Annotated in this window: 17 protein-coding genes; 8 read left to right on the forward strand and 9 right to left on the reverse strand. The window is 36.4% G+C overall.

The genetic code is table 11. The annotated features are described in order from the left end of the window. The first annotated feature begins 140 nt into the window (after positions 1–140). The 4 genes from BKH40_RS06695 to tilS are packed head-to-tail and all read left to right on the forward strand — an operon-like array spanning position 141 to position 3882. Positions 141–788 carry a hypothetical protein gene (locus BKH40_RS06695; protein ID WP_095278045.1) on the forward strand — a complete coding sequence of 216 codons (648 nt, stop codon included), beginning with the start codon at positions 141–143 and terminating at the stop codon, positions 786–788. Beyond that, on the forward strand, positions 757–1491 hold the full coding sequence (gene pssA / locus BKH40_RS06700; RefSeq protein WP_095278047.1) for a CDP-diacylglycerol--serine O-phosphatidyltransferase: 735 nt from the start codon (positions 757–759) through the stop codon (positions 1489–1491). The genes BKH40_RS06695 and pssA overlap by 32 nt, the downstream gene beginning before the upstream one ends. Positions 1492–1520: 29 nt before the next feature. After that, a complete protein-coding gene (locus tag BKH40_RS06705; protein WP_095278049.1) occupies positions 1521–2885 on the forward strand; it encodes an MATE family efflux transporter in 1365 nt (454 codons plus the stop codon). Then, the gene (tilS, locus tag BKH40_RS06710; protein ID WP_095278050.1) at positions 2872–3882 is read left to right on the forward strand and encodes a tRNA lysidine(34) synthetase TilS; all 1011 of its coding nucleotides are present in this window, start codon (positions 2872–2874) and stop codon (positions 3880–3882) included. The genes BKH40_RS06705 and tilS overlap by 14 nt, the downstream gene beginning before the upstream one ends. 190 nt (positions 3883–4072) lie before the next feature. Here the strand turns inward: tilS and BKH40_RS06715 are convergent, their stop codons facing one another. From BKH40_RS06715 to BKH40_RS06730, 4 genes are all read right to left on the reverse strand, one after another. Then, on the reverse strand, positions 4073–6562 hold the full coding sequence (locus BKH40_RS06715) for a molybdopterin guanine dinucleotide-containing S/N-oxide reductase (RefSeq protein ID WP_095278052.1): 2490 nt from the start codon (positions 6560–6562) through the stop codon (positions 4073–4075). A 227-nt stretch (positions 6563–6789) separates the two neighbouring features. Further along, positions 6790–7920 carry a glycerate kinase gene (locus tag BKH40_RS06720; RefSeq protein WP_095278054.1) on the reverse strand — a complete coding sequence of 377 codons (1131 nt, stop codon included), beginning with the start codon at positions 7918–7920 and terminating at the stop codon, positions 6790–6792. A gap of 199 nt (positions 7921–8119) precedes the next feature. Beyond that, the gene (gene purH, locus BKH40_RS06725; RefSeq protein WP_095278056.1) at positions 8120–9658 is read right to left on the reverse strand and encodes a bifunctional phosphoribosylaminoimidazolecarboxamide formyltransferase/IMP cyclohydrolase; all 1539 of its coding nucleotides are present in this window, start codon (positions 9656–9658) and stop codon (positions 8120–8122) included. A gap of 32 nt (positions 9659–9690) precedes the next feature. After that, complete coding sequence (locus tag BKH40_RS06730) at positions 9691–10110, reverse strand: Fur family transcriptional regulator (RefSeq protein WP_257842533.1); 420 nt, start codon at positions 10108–10110, stop codon at positions 9691–9693. Positions 10111–10236: 126 nt separating this feature from the next. Between BKH40_RS06730 and BKH40_RS06735 the strand changes: the two genes are divergently transcribed. Beyond that, positions 10237–11565, forward strand: a complete 1329-nt coding sequence (locus BKH40_RS06735; protein WP_095278057.1) for a signal recognition particle receptor subunit alpha — start codon at positions 10237–10239, stop codon at positions 11563–11565. 14 nt (positions 11566–11579) lie between these two features. Here the strand turns inward: BKH40_RS06735 and BKH40_RS06740 are convergent, their stop codons facing one another. From BKH40_RS06740 to BKH40_RS06755, 4 genes are all read right to left on the reverse strand, one after another. Continuing rightward, positions 11580–12341 carry an ABC transporter ATP-binding protein gene (locus tag BKH40_RS06740; protein ID WP_095278059.1) on the reverse strand — a complete coding sequence of 254 codons (762 nt, stop codon included), beginning with the start codon at positions 12339–12341 and terminating at the stop codon, positions 11580–11582. Further along, on the reverse strand, positions 12338–13072 hold the full coding sequence (locus tag BKH40_RS06745; RefSeq protein ID WP_095278061.1) for an ABC transporter permease: 735 nt from the start codon (positions 13070–13072) through the stop codon (positions 12338–12340). Before BKH40_RS06745 ends, BKH40_RS06740 begins: the two co-directional genes overlap by 4 nt. Further along, positions 13069–14010, reverse strand: a complete 942-nt coding sequence (locus tag BKH40_RS06750; protein ID WP_095278062.1) for an ABC transporter substrate-binding protein — start codon at positions 14008–14010, stop codon at positions 13069–13071. Before BKH40_RS06750 ends, BKH40_RS06745 begins: the two co-directional genes overlap by 4 nt. Positions 14011–14400: 390 nt before the next feature. Further along, entirely contained in the window at positions 14401–14889 is a 489-nt protein-coding gene (locus tag BKH40_RS06755; RefSeq protein WP_095278064.1) for a flavodoxin, read from the reverse strand. Positions 14890–14971: 82 nt separating this feature from the next. On the opposite strand from BKH40_RS06755, the gene BKH40_RS06760 reads away from it, so the two are divergent. Further along, positions 14972–16108 carry an aminotransferase class V-fold PLP-dependent enzyme gene (locus BKH40_RS06760; RefSeq protein WP_095278065.1) on the forward strand — a complete coding sequence of 379 codons (1137 nt, stop codon included), beginning with the start codon at positions 14972–14974 and terminating at the stop codon, positions 16106–16108. 34 nt (positions 16109–16142) lie between these two features. On the opposite strand, the gene BKH40_RS06765 is transcribed toward BKH40_RS06760, so the two are convergent. Further along, positions 16143–17162, reverse strand: coding sequence for an aspartate-semialdehyde dehydrogenase (locus BKH40_RS06765; RefSeq protein ID WP_095278067.1), 1020 nt, complete (start codon positions 17160–17162; stop codon positions 16143–16145). Between the two features lie 116 nt (positions 17163–17278). Here BKH40_RS06765 and lepA point away from each other — a divergent pair, with 116 nt between their 5' ends. Then, a complete protein-coding gene (gene lepA, locus BKH40_RS06770; RefSeq protein WP_095278068.1) occupies positions 17279–19069 on the forward strand; it encodes a translation elongation factor 4 in 1791 nt (596 codons plus the stop codon). A gap of 248 nt (positions 19070–19317) precedes the next feature. Next, a partial coding sequence (locus tag BKH40_RS08900) for a hypothetical protein (RefSeq protein ID WP_219350158.1) occupies positions 19318–19532 on the forward strand: 215 nt, incomplete at its 3' end.

The following is a 19532-nucleotide window of genomic DNA, read 5'->3' on the forward strand; positions in this document are numbered from 1 at the left end:
AAAGCAAACATGCTTAAAGAAAGCTAGTTTTATAAAATAAGATGTAAAATTATGCTTTCAAAGCCTTTTATTGCAAAGTTTGCGGGCTTATAAGGTATCATGACATTTAGTCATATGATTAAGCTAGTCAAGGAGAAGACATGTTTTTAGAAAAAGAGGGAAAAGCAGGCGCACTTGTCATCTTAGTCTTGCTTTTTATCTTTTTGTTTTTAAGCCTTTATACCATATCAATTATCATTTTTATATGTTTATTAATCTGGCTTAAGCTTTTTAGCACTAGGGTTATACTGCCTTCACAACCTGAAAACATCATCGCACCTATTAATGGAGTGATAAAAGATATAAAAACAGATTCTAACTTCCACACTATCTATATAAAAACTAAAAATAGCTCTAGAATCTATGCACCTTTTGATCTAAGTGAGGCTAAAGTAAGTGAGATTCATGGCTTTAGTTTATTTTACGGGGATGAAAACATCAAGCCTATACTTAATGAAAACACTACCTTAAAGGCTAACTATTTTGCCAACTCTTGTGTAAAATCTATGGAGATAAGTATCTACCCAACTTTCTTTAAGTCAGCAAATCTTACTATAAGTAGGAGTAACCCAAACTTTTTAGACAAGATAGGGTTTTTAAACTTTGGTCTACTTGTCATAAGGCTAGATAGCAAAGAAAGTCTAGCTGTGGCAATTGGTGATAGTTTAAAAGGAGGCGTAAGTCCTTTGTTAAAACAAGATCATAAAAAGGATAGCAATGAAGATCAATCCACTTTACATACTGCCTAATCTTTTCACAGCAGCTAGTATATTTTTCGCAGTTTTTGCAATCATCCTCGCACATAATCAAAACTTCGTGCACGCCTGCTGGTTTATCCTGCTTTCTATGGTCTTAGATGGACTTGATGGAAGAGTAGCAAGACTTACAAACACAGCTAGTAAGTTTGGAGTTGAGTTTGACTCTCTAGCTGATGTAGTCGCTTTTGGAGTAGCACCTGCTATGGTTTTATACTTCTATGTGGGTGATTTTTATGGACGCTATGGTATAGCAATTAGCGCTCTTTTTACAGTTCTTGGTGCTGTTAGACTAGCTAGGTTTAACATCTCTACTGGCACTGAGCCCAACTCCTTTGTAGGCTTGCCAATCCCGGGTGCTGCTGCAACACTTGTGCTTTGGATACTTTTTGATGAGCATGGAGACTATGGCTTTTTTAAAGGAAGTCTTTTTACAACCCATGGCTATATTCTTTTAATTCTAGCCTTTGTATGTGCCATACTTATGGTTAGTAACATCCGCTATCCAAGCTTTAAAAAGTTTAAGTGGGATCTTAAGTCTTTTATCATAGTACTTATCTTATTAGCCCTAGTTTTTGTACAACCAGTTGTAACCTTAACTGTTTTGATGAGTCTTTATGTACTCTATGGCATAGTAAGATGGATAATAATCATTTTTAGATTCATAGTTTTTAGAACTAAACCTAAAAAAAACTAGATTCTATAAACCCAAAGTAAAACTTATATATGCACTCTTCAAAACAGCCTGATCTTGTAAGAGATAGCATACTTAAGCTTTTCTTGCACTACTTTGTGCCTATAACTTTTACCATGCTTGCAATGTCTAGCTACTCAGTCTTTGATGGCTACTTTGTAAGCCATAGACTAGGTGATAAAGGCATAGCAGCTATTGGCGTAGCTTGGCCATTTTTCCCTTTAATCATAGGTATATCTATAATGTTTGCCTTTGGAACCTCAGCCCTTACAAGCTTTTTTCTAGGGAAGAAAAAGCCTAATATCGCACGCATGATATTTAATACTAACTTTTATTTTCTTTTTATCCTCTCTTTAATAGTTGGAGTGATATGCTATTTTCTAACTGGGCACATAGTCTCAGTGCTTGCACCAAATCTTGATGCTACTACTTTTCATCTAAGTGTTGAGTACTTAAAGATTATCTTCTTAGGGCTTTTTGCCTTGATGCTTCATCCTATGCTAGATATTAGTGTAATTAATGATAAACGCCCTCGCCTTGGCATGATAGCTATGCTAACTGGTGCAGTTTGTAATATCATCTTAAACTACTACTTCTTATACATCTTAAATCTAGGCATAGCAAGCTCAGCCTACTCAACCCTAATAGGGCATCTAATAGGAAGCCTTATTCTACTAAGCCACTTTTTTTTAAAAAAGGGCGATATCTACTTTGTCTTCGCCTTTAGATTCCGTATGGTTTTAAGGGCGTTAAAGTATGGGCTTCCTCACGCAGTAAGTGAGTTTAGTGCTAGCTTTACTATGTGGCTTTATAACTACTTCTTACTTATCGTTGCTGGAAGTATAGGTGTGGCACTTTATGGGGCGACTTTATATACTGGCTTTATCTACTTTACTTTAGTCTTTGCCATCTCTCAAGGACTTCAGCCAATCATTAGCTTTAACTATGGGGCTAGTGAGTTTGCAAGACTAAGAGGGATACTTTTCTTTGGGATAAAAGCTGCTTTTGGAATCTCTATCTTTATCTATATAGTTGTCTTTCTTTTTAGTCCACTTTTAGTAAGGCTGTTTTTAGAAGATGCAACCTTAAGGACTGAAGGCTTACACGCTATGCATATCTACTTTATAGGCTATATCCTTTTAGCCTTTAATCTCTTTATAGCGGTCTTTTTACAAGCCACACAGAGGGTTTATAGCTCTTTGATAGTGACTTTTTCTTACACGCTAGTCTTTGCAGCCATCATCATCCCAATATTTGCTAAGTTTTTTGGTCTCTATGGTATCTGGTATAGCAACGTCATAGCACAGATTCTTAGTCTAATAGTCACTCTAAGTGTTTTAGTCTATGAGTTTAAAAGAGGCGTGCTAGTAAAAGGCAAGATGCGTGTTAGAAAGTAGTGCAATAAAAAGACTTAAGAGCGCTAAAAACCTTTTAGCTTTTTCTGGCGGGCTAGATTCTAGTGCTTTGTTTTTTTTGCTTTTAAAAGAATGCATTAACTTTGATATAGCCATAGTTGACTACCAAGTTAGGGAATCTTCAAAAAAAGAAGTTGCCTACGCACAAAGCCTCGCTAAAACTTACAAAAAGCACTGCTTTGTCTTAAAAGCACCAAAGATAGAATCTAACTTTGAAGCAGAGGCTAGAAAGATTAGATATGAGTTTTTTTACTCGCTTATGTTTGAAAAGGGCTATTTAAATCTAGTCCTTGCCCACCAGCTAAACGATAGGCTAGAGTGGCTTTTGATGGGGCTAAGTCGTGCTTTAGGCTTAAAAGGCTTAAGTGGTTTTGAGGCTATAACTAGTCGTGAGATAAGTAAAGATGAAAATGCAAAGCTAATCTATCTTATAAGACCCCTACTTAACACTAGCAAAGATGAGATAAATGCATTTTTAGATTCTAGTCACATAAAGCACTTTCTAGATGAAAGCAACCTAAGTGATAAATACTTGCGTAATATCTATAGAAAAAACTACGCCACGCCTTTGCTTAACATGGCAAGAGAGCAAATAAAAACTAGTCTTAACCTACTAAGCAAGGAATCTAGACTGCTTTATAAACTGCCTTTAGTCTGCAAAGATAAGGGGCTTTACTACTTCAAAACTAAAGCCTTACATATAGATATAGTCTTGCTTGATAGCCTTTTAAAAACACTAGGCTATCAGATGAGTAAAGACCAAAGAGTGCTTTTGCAAGAAGCTTTAGAATCTAAAAAAGACATCATTTTAGGCGCGCGCTTTATAGTTGCAAGTAATGATGCTTTTATCTATCTTGCTAAGACTTTAGATTCTAAAGTGACTTTGCCTAAAAAGATAAAAGACTTATATAGAAGAAAAGGTATACCTCCAAAGATAAGGCCTGTACTTTTTAGTTTATATGGAAAAGCTTGGATTTAAGATTATTTTTATGGATAGTTGTTTTATGTTTTGATGCTAGGAGAAAGACACACATGATGTGACATAGCAAATATTGCTTTCTCCTTCCATTGATACTTTAAACGCACAAGTGGTAAGCACAGCTTAAAGGTGGTTTCCCACCTTTAAAAAAGCTTTAAAGATTTTTATCTAGTATAAAGATAATGTATCTTTAGACCTTCATATTTTTAGGCTCTTCAAAGATATCAACTCTCTCTACCTTACCTTTATACTTTTCAATGTTTACTAAAGCAGTATGTGCACAGTTCCCATCAGCTAGCTTTGAAGTAGGTATATCCATAGTTAGCACGTTCGCACAGCCATTTTTACACATACCTTTAGAATCTGGATTATACCAAGCACCCTCACTTAGATTAACCACGCCTTCTCTCATATCTTTAGTGACATAAGCCCCAGCTAGCACTTCACCTCTTTTGTTAAACACCCTTACAAGATCACCAGTTTTTATGCCTTTTTTCTTAGCATCTTTATCATTTATCCATATAGGCTCGCGACCTGCTATGGCAAACTTATCTCTCAAAGAAGTGTTGTTTAACTGAGAGTGAAGTCTTGATTCTGGGTGAGAGCTTATCATGTGGAATTCTGCAGGTTTATCTTTCATACCTAGCCACTCAGCTGGTTCAAACCAAGATGGATAAGCACGGCAGTCATCATAGTTATACTTAGCTATAGTTTCTGAATATATCTCTATCTTACCACTTGGAGTGCCTAGTGGGTTTAATATAGGGTCACTTATAAAGTCTGTGCTTGAGACAAAGTCTTTATTTTCTTCTGGGATCTCAAAAGTTAGAGGTTTGTTTTCTTTCCAGAAAGTTTTAAAATCAGGCATATCTATATGCATAGCCTTAGCTTGACTTAAAGCTTCATTATAGTAAGTTTCTATCCACTCGCTAGGAGTTTTATTACCCGTATACTCTTCATAGAATCCTAACTCTTTAGCAAGGTCGCTAAATACTTCATAGTCATCTTTGCTTTCAAACTGTCTTTTTACAAGTGCTTTCATAGGGACTATGTTAAGGTTAGAGTACTCACCACTCATAGATATATCATCTCTTTCATACTCAGTAGTTATTGGCATAACTATATCTGCATGCCTTGCAGTAGCAGTCCAGTAAGGCTCATGGACTATTATCGTTTTTGGTTTTTGCCAAGCTTTTAAAAGCTTATTAGTATCTTGGTGATGATGGAAAGGATTCCCACCTACCCAGTAAACTAAGTCTATATCTGGATAAGTTATCTTTTCTCCCTTATAGTCTATAGTAGCCCCCGGGTTTAATAAAGCATCTGCAATTCTTGCAACTGGGAAGTGGACTTTAGAAGGATTACCCTGTTTACCCATATCCATACCGCCTACTACTGCAGCCTTTGCTCTAGGACTTCCATTATTACCATAGTGGTAGCTAAAGCCATAGCCTCCACCCGGAAGGCCAATTTGCCCTATCATAGAAGCTAAGGTTACAAGCATCCAGTGAGGTTGCTCACCGTGATGGGCACGTTGTAATCCCCAACCTGCCATTATCATAGTTCTATTTTCAAACATAACTTTTGCAAGGTGCTTTATAGTCTTTTCTTCAACACCTGATATAGAACTAGCCCACTTAGAATCTTTAACTACTCCATCAGTTTTACCCATCATATAGTCTAAGAATTGAGGAAAGCCAGTAGTGTAAGTATCCACAAACTTTTTATCATACTTTTTAGTTGTATACATTGTGTGCATGATTCCTAACATTAAAGCTACATCTGTGTTAGGTATAGGTTTTATCCACTCAGCATCTTTTATATCTTTATAGAATCTTACAGTCTCACTTCCTATAGGGTCTATTAAGATTATCTTTTTGCCGCTAGTTTTAAGCTTGTTAAAGAACTCTAGTCCTGTGCCATCACTTACAGTCCATGCTATTTTTAGAGTATTAAGTGGATTAGCTCCCCATATAACTATAACTTTAGAGCTTTCAAGGATGACTGGATAAGTAGTTTGTGCATCATAGATTTGAAGTCCACCAACAACATAAGGCATAATAACTCTAATAGCCGCAGTTGAGTAAGTCTCAGTAGTATCTATAAACCCCCCACTCATGCCCATAAAGCGTTTTAAAAGTGTTATGGAGTTGTGCATATTTCCACTACTTTTCCAGCCATAGCTTCCAGCAAAGATTCCACTAGCACCTTTTTTCTTTCTAGTTTCTTTTAAAGAAGTAGCTATAAGCTTTATAGCTTTTTCATAGCTTACACGCACCCACTCATCTTTGCCTCTAAGCTCAGGTTTATTGTTGTGTGGATTTTCAAGAAAAGACTTTCTAACCATAGGGTACTTGATTCGCGACTTAGTGTAAATTAGATCTTTAGTGACGCTTTGGAGTGGATTAGGAAGGCTTTCTTTATAAGCACCTTTTGAGCTTACTACTTTGCCATTTTTTACTTTTACTTTTAAGATACCCCAGTGTGCCCCAGTTAGAACTTCGCCGTTTTCTACTAGCTTAGTTACATACCTCATCTCTTTCGCTTTACTCATGACTTCACCCATCTTCATGGCGTGAGTAGACTTATCTGCTTCAGTTGCACTTAGTAGTTTTGGTGCTAGTGGCACTAGTGCAAAAAGTGCACTTGCTTTTAATATACTTCTTCTTGAAATACTCATGCTTTTTAGTTCCTTATTTTAGTTTTACGCTTAATGCTGCTTGAAGACAGATTCTATTACTTATAGAATCTTTTGTTTACTAAAATTATTTAGGAATCTTAAAAAATGCTAATTTTTATGTTAATTTTTATATATTTTTATGAAAAAGTAGATTTAAAGTAAAAATAACTTTACCCTCTAAATATTTTTTATAGAATCCTTAGCTATTTTTACAAAACTTTTAAAGGCTAGATGTTTTTTGCCATTTCACTAAGGTAGCTTGCAGCATTATTAAAAGCATCTTTTTCATCTTTTGCCCTATCTAGTATGGTGCTATAGCCAACTACGCCAAGAGACTTTAAAACTCTCTCATCTAACTCTTTATGCATTCCTGCTACAACTACTACTGACACACCTTTTGCCTTTGCCCTTCTAGCTATGCCAGAAACTGCTTTGCCATTGATACTTTGTGTATCTAGGCAGCCTTCTCCTGTTATGACAAGCTTGCAGTCTTTAAGTAAGGAGTCAAAGTTAAGTGCGTCAAGCACGCAGTCTATGCCTGATTTTAACTCTGCTTTAAAAAGTGCTATAAGAGGAGTAGCCAAACCGCCACCTGCACCACTTCCTGCTATATCTATATGCTTAAGATTAATGCTAGCGGCTATGGCAAGCTTGTGGGCGTAGTGCTCCATACCAGATTCCAAAAGAGGAAGCATGTCTTTACTTGCACCTTTTTGAGGAGAAAAGATATAAGTAGCGCCCTCTTTCCCTAGCAAAGGATTAGTAACATCACAGGCTACTTCTATCTTACACTTTTTAAGGAGGGGGTTTAGGCCACTTACATCTAGCCTTTTTATATCTATAAGTGTGCCACCAGTTGGGATAAACTCCTTATCTTCATGGTTGTAAAACTTCGCTCCAAGTGCACAAAGCATGCCCGCTCCACCATCATTAGTAGCAGTGCCGCCTATAGTTAAAAGGATGGAATCTGCCCCCTTTTCTAAGGCATAAGCCATCATCTCACCCACTCCATAAGTGGTAGTTAACATAGGGTTTCTTTCATCTTTTTGTAAGTGGTTAAGTCCACAAGCCTCAGCGCTTTCTATGATGGCAGTCTTTAAGCCTTCTTTTTCTTCTAAAAAACCAAGCCTAGCGTTTATTGACCTATTAAGCGGGTCTTTAACTGTGAGAACTTCTTGCTTTTCTTTTTTGACTAAGGCATCAAGCGTGCCATCTCCTCCATCAGCTATAGGAAGGGCTATAAAATCATGGTCATTAAAACGGACATTTTGCAAAAGTCCCATGACTATAGCACGCGTAGCATCAAGCGCAGAAAGACTGCCTTTAAAAGAATCTGGAGCAACTATCACACTTTTCATACTCTCTCCTTTTTGTAAAAAGCTAAGAGTATTTTAGTACTTAGTAGCACTAATTATTCAATTTTTATGGATAGGTTGTAGCTTTGATAACTAGAAAGTATTTCGTGGCAGTAAAGCCACGCTAAAGAAAAAAGTGCTTTTAGCAATTTAGTGCCTGTGAAATTTATGACTAAGTTCTAAAAGTGCTGCTTAGTATCACTTAGTGTAAAAAGTGCCTAGTGCCTGTGAAATAAAGGGCGATATTATGCTCATCTGCACAAGCTATAACTTCATCATCCCTTATGCTGCCTCCTGGCTGGATTATGGCACTAATACCATTTTTGCTAGCTATCTCTACAGAATCTTTAAAAGGCAAAAAGGCCTCACTTGCCATGACGCTTCCTTTTATGTCTAATCCCATATCTTTGGCTTTTTTAACTGCATTAAAAGCGGCATCTACACGGCTTGTATTGCCCATACCTATGCCAACTAGTGAGGCATCTTTAACATAAGCTATAGAGTTAGACTTAGTAAGCCCAGCCACTATATAAGCTAACTTTAAGTCTAAAAAGCGTGACTTTGGCAAAGAAGCCTTGCTAACAAGCCTAGCGTCTTCTATCTCAGAATCTTTTACATAGTCAGCCTCTTGGACTAGCACGCCACCTTGTAAGATTCTAATATCTAGCTTTGGAGCTGGGAGGTTAAAGTCATAAGTAAAAAGCTTAATGCGTTTTTTAGCACTAAAAAGCTCTAGTGCTTCTTTGGTGAAATCAAGTGCTACTATAACTTCCATATAGCCTCTATTTATCTCCTTAGCTAGCTCTAAGTCCAAAACACCATTAATAGCTAAAACTCCACCATAAGCACTCACACTATCACACTTAAGGGCTTTTTTAAAAGCTTCTAAGTGAGTGTCTTTCAAACTTACACCGCAAGGATTGCCATGCTTTATAATAACAGCGATTTTAGAATCCTTAAAGTAAGTTGCTAATTTCAAGCTAGCATTTATATCGCCTATATTATTAAAGCTAGGGTTGCCTTTTAGGGCTTTTAAAGAGCTTGCAAAGTCATTAGGCACATCACTAGAGTAAAGGGCACCTTTTTGATGGGGATTTTCCCCGTAGTTTAAATCATAAGCCTTAGTAGCACTTAGTAGTAAAGTCTCTGGCAAGGCCTCATCTCCAAAATGCTTTTGCATAAAAGAAGCTATAGCACAGTCATAATCTGCAGTGTGACTAAAAGCTTTTAGCATAAGCTTAGCTCTTAAGTCACTTTGGGCTTTTTCGTCCTTATCTAAAACATCTAGCACTTTAGAGTAGTCTTTAAAATCACAAACCACATAAACATGCTTATAGTTTTTAGAAGCAGCGCGCAGGAGGCTTGGACCACCTATATCTATGTTTTCTATTATCTCATCTAGGTTAGTTGTGCGTTTTGTAGTAGCTTTAAAAGGATAGAGATTAACACAAACTAGTGCTATCTCTTTTATCTCTAACTCACGTGCGACTTTTAGATCCTCTTTGTTATCCCTTCTATAAAGGATACCTCCTGCGATATTTGGATGAAGAGTTTTAACTCTTCCATCAAAAATCTCTTTGCTTTTAGTAAAGTCTGAAACCTCTATAGATTCTATATTAGCCTTTGATAAAGCTGCCCTAGTGCCACCAGTACTTAGAATCTTAAAGCCCTTAGCCACCAAACCTTTAGCAAAGTCTGTAATGCCATTTTTATCACTCACACTTAAAAGTGCATACTTCATAAACTTCCTTTTTGATGACTTAATAAAATGACTTAGCCTTTTTGCTTGCACTCTTTGCAAGTGCCTATAAAGATAGCACTTACATCATAGATATCATATCCAGTTGCCTCAGCACAAGCCTTCATAGCCTCACTCATATCAAGCCTAACATCTTCTAGCTTGCCACACTCTTGACATGCAACATGTACATGTTTGTCATCACAAAGCTCAAACTTTTGTTTTTGTGAAGGGGCTTTTACACTTCTTAGTATATGGGCATCTTGCATCGTGTTGATATTTTTATAAACTGTGGCAAGAGATATAGACGGATAGGTTTTTTTAATCTTTTCATAGATGTCTTCTATGGATATATGACCACTGTTTTCTATCTCTTTAAGTATGGCAACTCTTTGCGGCGTAACTTTTAAATTTTTGGTTTTTAGTTCGTTTTCGTAATTCATTATTTTAGTCATCATTTTAACCTTGAGAAAAAAATAGGTAGTTATAAACTTAGTTTTTATTTTATCTTAAACTTATGTATTTGGTATTTGCTTAAGTTATAATTAAAATCACAACTATAATTGGTAAAAGGACTAAGTATGTTTGACACCTTAGGAAGCGGTTTTAGAACAGTCTTAAATAAGATACGTTTTAGTGATGATTCTAAAGCTTTAGATAAAGCACTTGATGAGCTTAAAAAAACTCTTCTTAAAAATGACGTTTATCACAAAACCACTAAAGAGATACTTGCACAAACTAAAGATTACTTTAAAACTAACCCTATAGGTAAAGAAAACTTCTTAAAAGCCCTATCTTTAAGCCTAGAATCTATACTTAAAACCAATCTAAACTATGGCTTTTCTTACTCAAGCGTACCGCCAACTTGCGTGCTAATGACAGGTCTTCAAGGAAGTGGTAAAACTACAACTTCAGCCAAACTTGCCCTATATCTAAAAGGTAAAAATAAAAAAGTACTTTTAGTGCCTTGTGACTTACAAAGACTAGCTGCAGTAACTCAGCTTAAAACACTAGGAGAAAGCATAGAAGTAGATGTCTTTGATAGCCAAAGCACTAAGCCATTAGAGGTTGCAAAGGAAGCTTTGAAGGTTGGCAAAAACTATGATGTTTTAATCTTTGATACAGCTGGAAGACTTGCTATTGATGAAGCTTTAATGGATGAGTTAGATTCTATAAAAAAGCTAGTTAAGCCTCATGATATCTTTTATGTAGCAGATTCTTTAAGTGGGCAAGATGGCGTAAGAAGTGCTAGTACTTTTAATGAAAAAATAGGCATAAGTGGCGTCATCCTAACTAAGTTTGATAGTGATAGCAAAGGCGGTATCGCCCTATCAATTGCCTATCAGATAGGTGTGCCTTTACGCTTTATAGGGGTTGGTGAAAAGCTGCCTGATTTAGAAGTCTTTTTGCCAGATAGGATTATCTCTCGTCTTATGGGTGCTGGAGATATCCAGACTTTGGCTGAAAAGACTGCTTCAGTCATGAGTGATAAAGAAGTAAAAGACATACAAAAAAAGATAAAAAAAGGAAGCTTTACTATAGAAGACTTCATAGCCCAGATAGAAAATGTCAAAAAAATAGGCTCTATGAGTTCAATAGTAGGCATGATTCCAGGACTTGGCAATATGGCTAGTAATCTAAAAAATATGGATCTTGATAATAGCGAAGAGATAAAAAACATAAAGTGTATGGTTAACTCTATGACTAAAAAAGAACGACTTGACCCTAGCATACTTAATGGCTCAAGAAGAAAGCGTATAGCTAAGGGAAGTGGCTTAGAAGTAAGCGATATAAATAGGGCTTTAAAACAGTTTGATATGGCAGCTAAGATGGCAAAACAGTTTAGTGGCAAAAAAGGTGCATCTGACTTTATGTCTATGTTAGGACAGATGAAGGCACAAAGAAGATAGCCTTTAAAAAACCCTTAGATATCATAAAACATAGACTTATCACCTTGCAATAAGGATTCTAGTTTATGTTTTAAGTCTATAAAGTCTTTGGTGTCGCGCGCTGGCTTTATATGATTTTCTACAATCTTAGCTATGTGTCCCTTACTCATAACAACTATCCTATCTCCTAAGGTGATGGCTTCTTGTATATCATGGGTTACAAAGATAGTAGTCATGGCATTAGCCTCTACCATCTTTTGTAAGAAAACTTGCAAGTTAACTCTTATAAAGTTATCAAGGGCTGAAAAAGGCTCATCTAAAAGCAGTATCTTTGGGTTTAAAGCTAAAGCGCGTGCTATGCTTACTCTTTGGGCTTGCCCGCCACTTAGCTCGCGTGGGAACTTATTGACATGATCTTTTAGTCCAACTATCTCTAAATATTTTAAAGCAACCTCATTAGGATTAGAGACTTTATTAGCCTTTAATGCAAAGACTACATTTTGCAAAGCACTCTTCCAAGGAAGCAAGGCATAGTCTTGAAAGATTTTTAATCTATCTCTAGCTACTGGAGTAAAGATCTCACCTTCTTTATTAGGCTTATCATAAAGCTTAGAATCTATACACACACTCCCAGAATCAAAGCCTATAAATCCACAGATGATATTTAAAAGCGTAGTCTTACCACAGCCACTTTCTCCAAGCAAGGTGATAAACTCACCTTTTTTTACATGCAAATTTATGGAATCTAGTATAAGGTTATCATGATAGCTCTTTTTAAGATTAGTTATCTCTATCATACTTTACTCCCAAGTCTTCTTTTTATAGCCTTTTCTATACGCTCAAAGATAAGATGTAAGCAGTAGCCTATAATGCCAATAACCACCATAGCAGCTATGATGCCATCTGTTTGAAGTAGGTTTCTTTGGTCTATTATCATATAGCCTAGCCCACTTTGTGCCCCTACCATCTCGCCTACTACTAGATTTATCCAAGCTAAGGACGCACTCATCTTTAAAGCACTAGATATACCTACAAAACTCCCCGGAAGCGTGACGTTTATAAATCTTTGAAAAGCACTTGCTCCAAAGTTCTTACTAGCATCATAAAAGACTTTATCTATACTATAAATGCTACTTAGAGTAAGTAAAAGCATAGGAAAAAAGATAGCATAAGCTATGATAAAAATAGTTGGAAGATCTCCTATACCAAAAACTATAACTATGATAGGAAACCACGCTATAGGCGAGATAGGACGAAGGATCTGGATTAATGGGTCTAGGGCTTTGCTTAGTGTTTTAGAACTAGAGATGATAAAAGCACACACTATGGCGATTACACTGCCTATAACAAAACCTATGATATATCTTATGAGACTAGATTCTATGTTTTTAAGCAAACTACCATCCATAATAGAATCTTTCAGGAAGATAGCTACTTGCCAAGGACTTGGGATGATGTCACCACTAAAGGCCTGCCAAATCCCGCCAAAGATGATAATAACTAATATGCTAAGTAGTTTTATCTTCATGCTATGTCCTCTATAAAGTTATCAAGATTTAGATTATGCATCTTTCTTGAAAGCTTCTCTCTTATGATGAAGTCTTTAAACTCTTCTAAATGCTCTCTTTTAAGTCTTAAGTTATCAAAGCTTGTTAGGTGTTTATCAAGCACTACTTTTATAACCGCATCTTTTTGCCCTACCTTATTAGGCAAGAGGTGCATACTAGCTTGATGCAAAGAATCTTTTAAAGAAGCTATGATACTTGGTGTTAAAATCTCTTCTCTTGCACACAAGATACAGCAGCTGTGATTAGGATAAATATCTTTGCTATAAGCTAAGGTTTTTGAGATCTTTCTTAAGTTGCCTATGACGCCAAAAGGCTCAGCAACGATAAAAGCATCTATACTTTTATGATAAAGGGCTGCTTGCATCTCAGGAGGCGACATATCTATAGTTTGTATGTCTTTTAGAGTTAAATTACTCTTATGCAAGATTCTATCTAGTAAAAAGTATTGAGAAGAAAAGCGTGAGGGCACAGCTATCTTTTTGCCTTTTAACTCTTTGAAGCTTTCTATTTTAGAATCTAGCCTTACATTTAAAGATGAGCCATCACTATGGGCACGAAGCAGTGCTTTTATAGGGGTGTTTTGTGCTTTTAACTCTAAGGCAATAGGCGCTAGGATAAAGGCTAAGTCTATAGCGTTTGCCTTAAAAGCCTCAGCTAGATCACTCCAAGCACTAAACTTTATAGGAACTAAAGTATGAGTTTTATTATCAAAAAAATCTTGGGCTGAGATAAGAAGATGATCAGCTATTGGCAGATAGCCAAACTTTAAGCCTTTCTTTAGTCCCTTTTTTAGATCACTTGTAGTAGGCCTTGTGCTAGCAAAAAGTGAGTTTGCTAGAGGCAAGCTTACTAGGGGGAGATTTAGTGCTAGTTTTAAAATATCGCGTCTATGTTTCATCTATCTTCTTTTATGTGTTTTAAAATTTAATGGAAAAATATAACATAAAATAATATTTACAATATGTGTTTTTAAATTTATGAAGATTAACGCGGGCTTTTATCATGCATCTTGACAAATGCCAAAATGATATCTTTATAAAAAATCTTTTAAAAGATAAAACATACTTTACTTTTATATTTTTACACTAAGTGCAAGAACTTATAATCTAATATTATTACAATTAATCTTAATATTTTTAAGCTATAAAACTAAGAGTTAGCCAGCTAAAAAGTGCGTAATAAAGCATAAAAGAAGAAAAAGCAAAATGCAGAACTTAGAGTTTAAAAGGGGCTTATAAAGCCCCTCTCCATAAGTTTATATTCTAAAACTAGAAATGAAATATTAAAACTAGAATTTGCCTTTTATCTCAGCTACCCAGTTTTTGATTCTTTCATCAGTTAGGTCATCTTGGTTAACTTCATCTATTGCAAGACCTACAAACTTACCATTTTCCACAGCTTTTGAGCTTTCAAACTCATAACCATCAGTTGAAGTTTCACCTATAAACTTAGCGCCTTTGGCAATTGCTTTAAGGTCGGCTAGTGCGTCACAGAAAGTGTCGCTATAGCTATCAGAATCTCCTAAGGCTATTAAAGCAACTGTTTTTTTACTAAAGTCTACACCTTTTAGTGTTTCAGCAAAGCTTTCCCAGTCACTTTGAAGTTCGCCATCACCCCAAGTTGAGCTAGCAAGTATTAACTTATCAAAACCTTCTAGCTGTTCTTTAGTAGCATTAGCTACATCAAAAAGCTGAACATCGCCTAACTCTTTAGCCACTTTGTTACAAACTTCTGTAGTAGTGCCGTTATCGCTTCCAAAAAATAAACCTATAGCCATAAAAAATCCTTCTAAATATTTTCACAAACTTTTATGTTTGTCTATGTAAAATAATACTACATTTTTATACAGGAGCACTTGAATGGCTTTTCTAGATTTTTCATCTACGTTACTTTTTACACCCGGTCCTACTCCTACCCCAGAATCTTTGCGCTTAGCTATGGCTCAGCCCACTATGCACCACCGCACAAAGGAGTTTGAAGCCATCTTTGGCAGCGTAAAAGCTTCTTTAAAAGCCATGTGCGGGATGGAAACTGTTGTCATGCTAACTAGCAGTGGGACAGGTGCCATGCAAGCTGCTCTTAATACTTTTAGCAAAAAAGGACTTTTAACTATTAATAGTGGGAAGTTTGGCGAACGCTTCTCTTTAATAGCAAAAGCCTTTAATATCCCTCACATAGAGATAACTAATGAGTGGGATACTCCAGCAAGCCTAAGCTCCATTAAAGAAGCCCTAGATATGTACCCAGATATAGATTCTATAAGCTTTCAGATATGTGAATCTTCTGGTGGACTAGAACACCCTTATAAAGAAATAGCCGCCTTTGTAAAAAATATAAATAAAAACATATTTGTAATAGCAGATGCCATCACTGCCCTAGGAGTAGAAAAGATAGACACTACTAATATAGATGTCTTAATAGGTGGCTCACAAAAAGCCTTCATGCTGCCACCTGGACTTGCCCTCTTAGGTCTAAGCAAAAAGGCTAAAAACTTTGCTTTAACTAACTCTAGAGGCTACTACTTCAACCTAGCTAAAGAGATAAAGTCTCAAGATGACAACACCACAGCATTTACCGCAGCCACATCTTTGATAGTAGGACTTAAGGCCTACTTTGATACCTATGGAGAAAGCTTAGAATCTGTCTATCATCACACCTTAAAAATATCTAAGGCCACTAAAAAAGCCTTACAAGCCATAGATTTAGAGCTATATCCAAAAGTTAGTGCTAACTGCATGTCAGTGTTTAAAAGTGATGATGCAAATGAGATAATAAAACTCTTAGCCAAAAAGTACAAGATTATATTAGCAAATGGGCAAGATAGGCTAAAAGGAAAGATTTGCAGGATTAATCACATGGGCTATGTGCCGGTTAATGAAGCAAGTTTTGTGCTAAATGCTTTAGAGCTAGCACTCCAAGACTTAGGTATAAGAAAGTTTGAAGGGAAGGCAAATAAGGTCTTTTTAGAAAACTACTACAGTCTAGATATGGACTAGATTCTATGTTGTAGAATCTAGACTTAGTTAAAGGCTAGTTTTTAGCTATGTATTTTTGTGCGATTCTAAGTGCGTTAGTAGCAGCACCCACACGAAGTTGGTCAGCTACACAAAATAGATGTATGATACTTTTATCACTTATATCTTGGCGGATACGCCCTACATAAGTAAAATCAGTATCAGTTGATATGGTTGGCATAGGATAGATGTCTTTTGCTATCTCATCTATCACCACGACATTTTCTGCCTTGCTTAAAGCCTCTCTTGCGTCATCTGCATCCACGACATTATCAAACTTTATAGTGATACTTTCGCTATGACTGCGGATAACTGGCACACGCACACAAGTAGCACTTACATCAAAATCAGCATGCATTATCTTTTTAGTTTCATTAACCATCTTCATCTCTTCTTTTGTGTAGCTGTTATCTAAAAAGACATCTATGTGAGGGATGAGGTTAAAAGCTATTTGATGTTTAAAGGCCTTTGGAGTTGGCTTAGTCTTACCTTCTAAATATTCTTTAGTTTGATTAACTAACTCTTCCATACCCTTAAGACCCGCCCCACTTACTGCTTGATAAGTGCTTACATCAACGCGCCTTATGCCAAAGGCTTTATGGAGTGGATTTAAAACATGCACCATTTGTATAGTTGAGCAGTTTGGATTAGCGATTATTCTACTTTTATATTCAAATATATCTTGTGGGTTAACTTCTGGGACTACTAAAGGCACATCAGGATTCATCCTAAAAAAGCTAGTATTATCTATAACTAAAGCACCCGCCTTTGCAGCATGAGGTGCGTACTTTTCACTTACACTTCCACCAGCTGAGAAAAAGGCTATCTCTATGCCTTCTTTTTCAAAGATAGATTCTGTAGTTTCTTTTACTTCTATATCTTTGCCTTTAAACTTTAGCTTTTTACCTGCACTCTTGCTACTTGCTAGCAAAACTAGCTTTGAGATAGGAAACTTTTCAGAATCTAAAAGCTTTAAAAGCTCTAAGCCAACTGCACCACTTGCTCCAACTATGGCTACTACGTATTGTTTTTGCATTGTTTTGTCCTTATATGTCTTTAGTAAAATGAGTTAGATTCTACCATTTAGCTTACTAAAAGCGTTACTTTGATACACTGCTTACTAAAAATGCCCTTTTATAAGGAAAACTACCTATGAACATAAGAAACTTTTCTATCATAGCCCATATAGACCACGGTAAAAGCACCATAGCTGACTGCCTTATAAGCACTTGTGGGAGTATATCAAGCCGTGAGATGACTTCTCAAGTTATGGACACTATGGATATAGAAAAAGAAAGAGGCATTACTATAAAAGCCCAGTCTGTAAGGCTTAATTATAAGCAAGAAGGCAAAGAGTATATTTTAAACCTTATAGATACCCCAGGGCATGTTGACTTTAGCTATGAAGTAAGTCGCTCTTTAAAGTCTTGTGAGGGCGTTTTATTAGTAGTAGATGCCGCTCAAGGCGTGCAAGCCCAAACTATAGCTAATGTCTATATAGCCATAGAAAACAACCTTGAGATAATCCCAGTTATTAATAAGATAGATCTTTTAGCTGCTAATCCAGAAGCTGTCATAGAAGATATAGAATCTACTTTAGGCATAGACTGCTCTAACGCCGTGCTAGTTAGTGCAAAAGATGGCAGAGGGATAGATGAGCTTTTAAAAGCTATAGTAGATCTTATCCCGCCTCCTAAAGCTAGCCCAAAAGACGCACCTTTAAAAGCTTTGATTTATGATTCATGGTTTGATAACTATCTTGGAGCGTTAGCACTGGTTCGTGTTTTTGAAGGGAGTATAAACAAAGGCCAAAGAGTGATGCTTGTAAACTCTAAAGAAAGCCATGAAGTACTTAGCCTTGTTTATCCCCACCCACTTTATAAAGAGCAGACTTCAAGCCTAGAAGCAGGAGAAATAGGCATACTTAATCTTGGTCTTAAAAGCTTAGATTCCCTAGCTGTGGGTGATACTATAACTGATGCTGCTAATCCTACTAAAGACATAATAGAAGGCTTTAAGCCAGCTAAACCTTTTGTATTTGCAGGTATTTATCCGCTTGATACTGATAGATTTGAAGATCTAAGAGAAGCGCTTAAAAAACTTCGCCTTAATGACAGTGCCCTAGTTTTTGAACCAGAATCTTCAGTGGCATTAGGCTTTGGCTTTAGGGTAGGCTTTTTAGGGCTTTTGCATATGGAAGTAGTGAAAGAAAGGCTAGAGCGTGAGTTTAACTTAGAGTTAATCGCTAGTGCGCCTTCAGTTGTTTATGAAGTAGGGCTTACTAATGGCCAAACACTTAATATTAGCAATCCTTATGAGCTTCCAGCACCAAATACTATAGCTTATATAAAAGAGCCTTATGTGAGGGCAACTATCATAACTCCAAGTGAGTTTTTGGGTAATGTCATCTCACTTCTTAGTGCAAAAAGAGGTGTTCAAGTAAACATGAGCTATCTTAATCAAACCCGTGTTATGCTAACTTATGACCTCCCAAGTAATGAGATAATAATGGACTTTTATGACAAGCTAAAAAGCCATACTAAAGGCTATGCAAGCTTTGATTATGAAGAGCTTGACTATAAAGTAGGCAATCTTATAAAGCTTGATATACGCGTCGCAGGCGAAGTAGTAGACGCCCTAAGTGTGATAATAGAAGAATCTAAAGCCTATGAAAAAGGGCGTAATCTAGTCCAAGCTATGAAAGAAATCATCCCCCGTCAACTTTTTGAAGTAGCCATACAAGCAAGCATAGGCAATAAAGTCATAGCCAGAGAGACAGTAAAGTCTATGGGAAAAAATGTCACTGCAAAGTGCTATGGTGGGGATATAACGCGTAAGCGAAAACTACTAGAAAAGCAAAAAGAAGGTAAGAAAAGGCTTAAGGCTATAGGTAAGGTTGATATACCTCAAGAGGCATTTTTAGCCGTGCTTAAGATTGATTAAAAAGATATCAATATAAGCGTAGTGATAGCAAGTAGGCTTTAAACACTATCAAGTATAAGTCCTCTTTGATTAGACTTAAAACCTACTTAACATCATGAGTGATGGAGAGATAGGTAAGGAGTTTTTAGCATTAATAACGCTATAGGTTTCCCACTGGTTATTATCAGGGTTGTTGATACGTTCCCAAGGCGTCCAGCCTTTAACATATGATTGACTTCCTTGTGCAAAAAACTGAAGTATTTGTTTTCTTGTTTCTACGTAGACATAGTATTTATGAAGTGTCTCAGCACTTCCTAGTCCACCTAGTAAAACTACCCCCCCCCATATTAAAACTAAAAGGCGATGAAGTAGATATATCACAAGACATAAAGCTAACTGCTATGCAAGAAAAAAGCCAAGTAAGCATAAAAGCTTTTTGCCAAACAAACAAAATCACTTACGCACAAGTCGCAAACTGCACTAA

The sequence above is a fragment of the Helicobacter sp. 11S02629-2 genome, from assembly GCF_002272875.1.
Lineage (GTDB): Bacteria > Campylobacterota > Campylobacteria > Campylobacterales > Helicobacteraceae > Helicobacter_I.

Coding starts and splice junctions, on each gene's coding strand:
- BKH40_RS06705 (WP_095278049.1), top strand. CDS start 1,521: ATGCACTCTTCAAAACAGCCTGATCTTGTAAGAGATAGCATACTTAAG.
- pssA (WP_095278047.1), top strand. CDS start 757: ATGAAGATCAATCCACTTTACATACTGCCTAATCTTTTCACAGCAGCT.
- BKH40_RS06715 (WP_095278052.1), bottom strand. CDS start 6,562: ATGAGTATTTCAAGAAGAAGTATATTAAAAGCAAGTGCACTTTTTGCA.
- BKH40_RS06695 (WP_095278045.1), top strand. CDS start 141: ATGTTTTTAGAAAAAGAGGGAAAAGCAGGCGCACTTGTCATCTTAGTC.
- BKH40_RS06730 (WP_257842533.1), bottom strand. CDS start 10,110: ATGACTAAAATAATGAATTACGAAAACGAACTAAAAACCAAAAATTTA.
- BKH40_RS06765 (WP_095278067.1), bottom strand. CDS start 17,162: ATGCAAAAACAATACGTAGTAGCCATAGTTGGAGCAAGTGGTGCAGTT.
- BKH40_RS06740 (WP_095278059.1), bottom strand. CDS start 12,341: ATGATAGAGATAACTAATCTTAAAAAGAGCTATCATGATAACCTTATA.
- BKH40_RS06750 (WP_095278062.1), bottom strand. CDS start 14,010: ATGAAACATAGACGCGATATTTTAAAACTAGCACTAAATCTCCCCCTA.
- BKH40_RS06735 (WP_095278057.1), top strand. CDS start 10,237: ATGTTTGACACCTTAGGAAGCGGTTTTAGAACAGTCTTAAATAAGATA.
- lepA (WP_095278068.1), top strand. CDS start 17,279: ATGAACATAAGAAACTTTTCTATCATAGCCCATATAGACCACGGTAAA.
- BKH40_RS06745 (WP_095278061.1), bottom strand. CDS start 13,072: ATGAAGATAAAACTACTTAGCATATTAGTTATTATCATCTTTGGCGGG.
- BKH40_RS06720 (WP_095278054.1), bottom strand. CDS start 7,920: ATGAAAAGTGTGATAGTTGCTCCAGATTCTTTTAAAGGCAGTCTTTCT.
- BKH40_RS06755 (WP_095278064.1), bottom strand. CDS start 14,889: ATGGCTATAGGTTTATTTTTTGGAAGCGATAACGGCACTACTACAGAA.
- BKH40_RS06760 (WP_095278065.1), top strand. CDS start 14,972: ATGGCTTTTCTAGATTTTTCATCTACGTTACTTTTTACACCCGGTCCT.
- purH (WP_095278056.1), bottom strand. CDS start 9,658: ATGAAGTATGCACTTTTAAGTGTGAGTGATAAAAATGGCATTACAGAC.